The organism is Dyella sp., from assembly GCF_051954575.1.
Classification (GTDB): domain Bacteria; phylum Pseudomonadota; class Gammaproteobacteria; order Xanthomonadales; family Rhodanobacteraceae; genus Dyella_B.
Map to the genome: position 1 here is coordinate 1 of NZ_JBQCHP010000031.1, position 5,473 is coordinate 5,473.

Annotated in this window: 6 protein-coding genes; 4 read left to right on the forward strand and 2 right to left on the reverse strand. The window is 64.4% G+C overall.

Annotated features, from left to right (window positions below):
- The 3 genes from ACTHNE_RS04390 to ACTHNE_RS04400 all read left to right on the forward strand — a co-directional run.
- A partial coding sequence (locus ACTHNE_RS04390; protein ID WP_440268645.1) for an MnhB domain-containing protein occupies window positions 1-273 on the forward strand: 273 nt, incomplete at its 5' end.
- Entirely contained in the window at window positions 273-617 is a 345-nt protein-coding gene (locus ACTHNE_RS04395) for a sodium:proton antiporter (RefSeq protein ID WP_324940860.1), read from the forward strand. The genes ACTHNE_RS04390 and ACTHNE_RS04395, both read left to right, overlap by 1 nt.
- Window positions 614-2,398 carry a complex I subunit 5 family protein gene (locus tag ACTHNE_RS04400; RefSeq protein WP_324940824.1) on the forward strand — a complete coding sequence of 595 codons (1,785 nt, stop codon included), beginning with the start codon at window positions 614-616 and terminating at the stop codon, window positions 2,396-2,398. Before ACTHNE_RS04395 ends, ACTHNE_RS04400 begins: the two co-directional genes overlap by 4 nt.
- A 23-nt stretch (window positions 2,399-2,421) precedes the next feature.
- Here ACTHNE_RS04400 and ACTHNE_RS04405 read toward each other — a convergent pair whose 3' ends face one another.
- Both ACTHNE_RS04405 and ACTHNE_RS04410 read right to left on the reverse strand, forming a co-directional pair.
- Window positions 2,422-3,783 (reverse strand): cation:proton antiporter domain-containing protein, encoded by a 1,362-nt coding sequence (locus ACTHNE_RS04405; RefSeq protein WP_440268646.1) that lies wholly within the window; start codon window positions 3,781-3,783, stop codon window positions 2,422-2,424.
- A gap of 21 nt (window positions 3,784-3,804) precedes the next feature.
- Entirely contained in the window at window positions 3,805-4,035 is a 231-nt protein-coding gene (locus ACTHNE_RS04410) for a hypothetical protein (protein WP_324940827.1), read from the reverse strand.
- 152 nt (window positions 4,036-4,187) lie between these two features.
- On the opposite strand from ACTHNE_RS04410, the gene ACTHNE_RS04415 reads away from it, so the two are divergent.
- Window positions 4,188-5,473, forward strand: a 1,286-nt coding sequence (locus ACTHNE_RS04415) for a protein-L-isoaspartate(D-aspartate) O-methyltransferase (protein WP_440268647.1), incomplete at its 3' end; no start/stop codon positions are given.

Sequence of the window (5,473 nt, forward strand, 5' to 3'; positions counted from 1 at the left end):
AGCTGGCGACAGGTGACGCCGCCGGTAGTGATGCAGGCGTTGGAGGCGCTCGGTGCAGCGGGCTGCGTATGCGTGGGCCTGCTGCCGCTGGCGCTCGGCGCGGGTTTTCTGGAGAACGTGCTGCCGCAAGGGCAGTCGAAATCGCTCACTGGCGGCGGCCTGATTCCGCTGTTCAACGTGGCGGTCGGCATGGCGATCACCGGCGGCTTCGCCAACGCGCTGGTGGAATTCCTGGAGGAAACGCGCGAACCGGAAGAGGAGGGCCAGCGGTGATGCTGCGCCTGCTGCCGTGGCTGGCCGCTGCCTGGCTGATGGCGATCGGCATCTACGGCATGGTCACCAGCCGCCATTACGTGCATCTGATCGGCTGTCTTTCGGTGGTGCAGTCGGGTACGTATGTGCTGCTGCTGGCGATTGGCTTCGTGTGGCATGCCGGGCCACCGATCTTCTATGACCATCCGCCGGGAACGCCGGCGGTGGATCCGGTGATGCAGGCGCTGGTGCTTACCGACGTGGTGGTGGGCGCGGCGGTTTCCGCACTGTTGCTCGCACTGGCGCTGCAATTGCACAAGCGCCGCAACACGCTCGACCCGGAAGAGCTGGAGCCCCTTCCTTGAACCTGCTGCACTGGATACCGTTGCCGGTGGTGGTGCCGCTGCTGGCCGCAGCGCTTGCCTTGCTGGTGGAAAAACTGGCGCCGCGCCGTGTGATCGATGTGCTGGCGGTGCTCGTCACCGCAGCCGTCAGCGTGGCATGCATGGCCCTTGCGCATGCGGCGGTTACCCAGCCGCTGGCCTACTGGTATGGCCAGTGGGGTCCTGCGCGCGGGCCGGTGCTGGGCATCAGCTTTGTGGTGGACAGCGCCGGCGCCGGCGCGAGCGCATTCATCGCGGGCCTGTTCGCGCTCACCTTCCTGTTCGTCTGGCATTACTTCGAGGAAGTGCATGCGCATTTCCATGCGCTGATGCTGATGTTCTGCGCTGCCATGATCGGCTTTTGCCTGACGCACGATCTGTTCAATATTTTCGTGTGGTTCGAAACGATGAGCGTGATCGCCTTTGCGCTCACCGGCTACCGGCTGGAAGACGCGGCGCTGGAAGGCGCGCTGAACTTCACCGTGATCAACACCATCGGCAGTTTCCTGATGATGGCGGGCGTGGGCTTGGCGTATGCGGCGACCGGTGCGCTGGATATGGCGCTGGTCGGCAAAATCTTGGCCGAACGCCATGCCGCGGTGCTGGCGTGCGGTTCATTCGTGTTGATGGGTTCGGCGATGCTGATCAAGGCGGCCGGCGTGCCGTTTCATTTCTGGCTGCCGGACGCGCACGCGGTGGCGCCGTCGCCGGTGTCGGTGATTTTCTCTGGCGTGATGGTGCCGGTGGGTTTGTTAGGGCTTGGACGATTGCTGGCCATCGTATTTGCCGGCGTGCCGGCGGTGGTGTCGCTGGCGCATGGATTGCTGGTGCCGCTGGGTGCGGTCACCGCCATCGTCGGGGGCTTCATGGCCTTGCAGCAGACGCATCTGAAGCGCTTGCTGGCGTATTCCACGGTGAGCCACGTCGGGGTGATGCTGGCAGCGCTCAGCCTGGTCACCGCGCATGGCGCGACAGGATGGCTGCTTTACATGCTCGGCCACGGCATCGTGAAGGCCGGCCTGTTCATGGCGGCAGGCATGCTGGCGGCGGTGCTGGACAGCGTGGATGAGTTCCAACTGTACGGCCGTGCGCGCGATCGCCCTGTGCTTGCATGCGGTTACTTCGTAGCCGCCTTGTGTCTTGCCGGTTTTCCCATCGGCATCATGGGCTCGGGCGCCGAAGCGGTGGAAGGCGCGGCCAAGCTGATGGGCGAAGACTGGCTTGGACCGATCATCATCATCTCCTCGGCCACCACCGGCGGTGCCGCGCTGCGTGCCGGCGTGCGCATCTTTCTCGGCAAGGGCGAGTTGCCGCAGGGGCGTTCGTCGATGCCGCAGGAATCGGAGCGTGGCGATCGTCCCTGGCTGCTGATGCTGTTGCCGCTGTTCATATTGGTAGTAGTTAACCTGGTCGGCGGTTTGCCCTTGGAGCGTATGGCGCGCGCTGCGGCAGCTACGTTCGTGCATATGCCGGCGTGGGATGTGCTGAGCGGCAAGCAGGCCTATGCGGCGCCAAGCGTGCCCACCGACGCGCGCGGCGGTGAATTCTCCGGCTGGCTCGCGGTGAGCGTCGCGCTGGTGATCGCAGCTGCGCAATTGTTCGGTGCGAAATGGCTGAAACATCGCGTGCTATGGCCGGCGCACATGTCCATCAAGGCCTTGCGCGTGTTGCATGCGGGACGGGTGGGCGACCAGCTGGCGTGGCTCGTGGCGGGGTTGGTGATGCTGACCGTTGGCGTGGTCGTGGCGAGCGTCGTGCATTAGATGTTTGATGATGCGGGTCGCATCTACGATTTTGCGCCGGCTCGTTTTGCACGTTCGCGCAAACGGCGCTCGCGCCAGGCAAGCAAGGGCTGGCAGCTTACGCCGTGCACGACGATGCTCAACACCACCAGCGTAAGCACCATCGCGTTGAGCCGCTGCATGAAGGACGACGGCACGCCATGGGTCAAGGCGTAGCCCAGATAGTTGAGGCTGCCGATACCGCGAATACCCAGCCAACCCGCCAGCCATCGGCGCACCGGCGGCATGCGCGCGCCATAACTGGCGAACCACACCGACAGCGGCCGTATGACCACGAACAACAACCCCGCCATCAGCGCGCCTTCGTTGCTCCACGCGCCGGAACAGGCGATGCCGACGACCAGTACCATGCCCACGGCGAGCAGGCGTTCCAGCGTATCGCCGAAGGAAAGCGCATCCGATACCACCAGGCCGATCGTGGCGGACGGTTCTTCCAGCGCCACTTCATCGCGCTGGTTCGGATTGACCAGCACTTCCGCCGGCGGATGCATTCGATCGTCCTGTTTGCGTTCCACATCCGGATGTGGATGGCGTGATACGACACGCCATTCGGTATGACGCAAACCAGCGCCCGCGGCGAACGCGGCGAGAAAGGGCGACGCGTGAAAAGCGCGCGCGAACGCATATGCGAGTGCGATCAAGGCCAGGGCAAGAAAATCGTTGGGTGCACGATCGCCGCTCGCCATTTTCGCGCGCGTGGCGATGATGCCGATCAGGCGGGCGAGCAGAAAGCCGATCAATAATCCCGCAGGCAGCGCCCAGAGCAGGTCACGTGCCAGCCAATGCAATACGTCCTGCGTATCAGGTGTGTCGTGCAGCATCTGCAATCCGAACAGCAGGAACGGCAGTGCCGTACCGTCGTTCAAGCCCGCTTCGCTGGACAAGGTCACGCGCAAGGCATCGTCGTCGCGGGCGTTGTCGACGGACACCAGGCTGGCCAGCACCGGATCGGTGGGTGCGGCGATCGCGGCGAAGATCAAGGCCAGCGGCCACGACAACGACAGCAGCGTATGGCCAGTCCAGGCGAGTGCGGCCACGCATAGCAGCATGGCGGGCACGGCCAGGTGCAGCCCTGCGCGCAACGAAGGATGCCGCCATGGCACGCGCAGTTTGAGCCCGGTGAGAAACAGCGACACCACCAGCACGCCTTCGCTGATGGCGCTGAGCCAATGCACGTTATGCACCAGGTCGATGCGCGCATAGCCCAGCAGCATCGGGCTGAGCGCGAAGCCGGCCAGCGTGTAGACCGCAAAGTTGGTGACCGGCATGCGTCGCAGCCAGCCGGCCGACAGCGAAGTGGCCAACAGCAGCGCGCCCAGCAGGAACAGCCAGCCCAGCGGGCTCACGATCGTTCCTAGATGATGGTGTCAGTGATGCCGTTTGTTGATGTCGTTGCGTTCGTAGCCGGATTCGGAAGGCGGAGTCTGTTCCACGTCGTGCGGCGCCGGTTCATCGGCCGGCCGCGCATGCGCATGCTGCGGTTCGGCACGCTCCCTGGCGCCCGGCCAGGCGGGTGTCTGCTGGTTGCGCTGCTGCTTGGCATCGACAAGATTGTGCATGTTTTCGGCTGGGTCGAAGGATTTCTTGCGTTTGCTCATGGTGTGTTTTCCGAAGCTGCGTCACGCCGCGCAGCGTCTCTCACGTGACGTTGCGCAAGCGTCAACTTTGTCTGCTTAAGCTGTGCCCTCGACGCACCGAAGACATGCCGGCTCGCACGCTAGCCACGTTGGCTATCGACGATGCATCACTCATGATTGATTTCGGACAAGCCCGACAGCAGATGGTGGAGCGCCAGATCGCCGGCCGTGGTCTGCACGATCCAGTGATGCTCGCCGCCATGAAGCGCGTGCCGCGTGAAGCATTCGTACCGGAAAACCTGCGCAACGCTGCCTACGATGACGGCCCCTTGCCGATTGGCGAAGGACAGACCATCTCGCAGCCCTATATCGTTGCGCTGATGGCCGAAGCGGCCGGCGTCGACAGGCACGATCGCGTGCTGGAAATCGGCACCGGTTCCGGCTACGCAGCGGCGGTGCTGGGGGAAATGGCGGCCCACGTCGACACCATCGAACGCCATCCACCATTGGCCGAAGGCGCGCGCGAAACATTGGAACGATTGCACTACCGCAACGTCGACGTGCACATTGGCGATGGCGCGCTCGGTTGGCCGCAAGCGGCGCCGTACGACGTGATTCTTGCGTCCGCCGGTGGCCCCGGCGTGCCGGCGGCATGGCGCGAGCAACTGGCCATCGGTGGACGCCTGGTGATGCCGGTGGGCATGTCGCACCGCCGGCAATACCTGATACGCATCGTGCGTTGCGGCGAGGATGAATACGAAGAAGAAAAACTCGGCGCCGTGCAATTCGTGCCGTTGATCGGCGAGCAAGGCTGGCACGATGCCCAAGACCAACCGGCCTGGCCAAACGATACGCAGGACGGCCGCGCCTTCCATCGCCGCATCACCACCGCGCAGCGCATTGCCGAAGCGGCCGAACTGCTGCCGGATATCGACGATCCGTCCTTCGGCGCGTTGTTCGATCGTTTCGCGGACAAGCGCATCGTGCTGATCGGCGAAGCCACGCACGGCACATCGGAGTTCTATCGCGCGCGTGCGGCGATCACGCGCCGGCTGATCGATGCGCACGGCTTTACCATGGTGGCGATCGAGGGCGATTGGCCGGACGCGGCGGTGGTGGATCGCCAAGTGCGCGGGCTGCCGCCTTCCAAAGACGCCGAACCGGCGTTCACGCGCTTCCCCATGTGGATGTGGCGCAACGTGGAGGTGGCGGATTTTCTCACCTGGCTGCGCGAGCACAACGCCAGGAAACCGCCCTTGCATCGCGCCGGTTTCTGCGGTCTGGACATTTATAGCCTTTCCGCGTCGATCGCCGCGGTGCTGAAGTATCTGGACGAGGTCGACCCGGAAGCGGCGCTGGTCGCGCGCGAACGCTACGGATGCCTGGAACCCTGGCGGCAGGAGCCGGAAGTGTATGGGCGCTGGGCATTGGACGATGATTTCAAGCGCTGCGAAGGCGC

Excerpts from the sequence above, each read along its gene's own strand:
- ACTHNE_RS04395 (WP_324940860.1), top strand. The coding sequence starts at position 273 with ATGCTGCGCCTGCTGCCGTGGCTGGCCGCTGCCTGGCTGATGGCGATC.
- ACTHNE_RS04410 (WP_324940827.1), bottom strand. The coding sequence starts at position 4,035 with ATGAGCAAACGCAAGAAATCCTTCGACCCAGCCGAAAACATGCACAAT.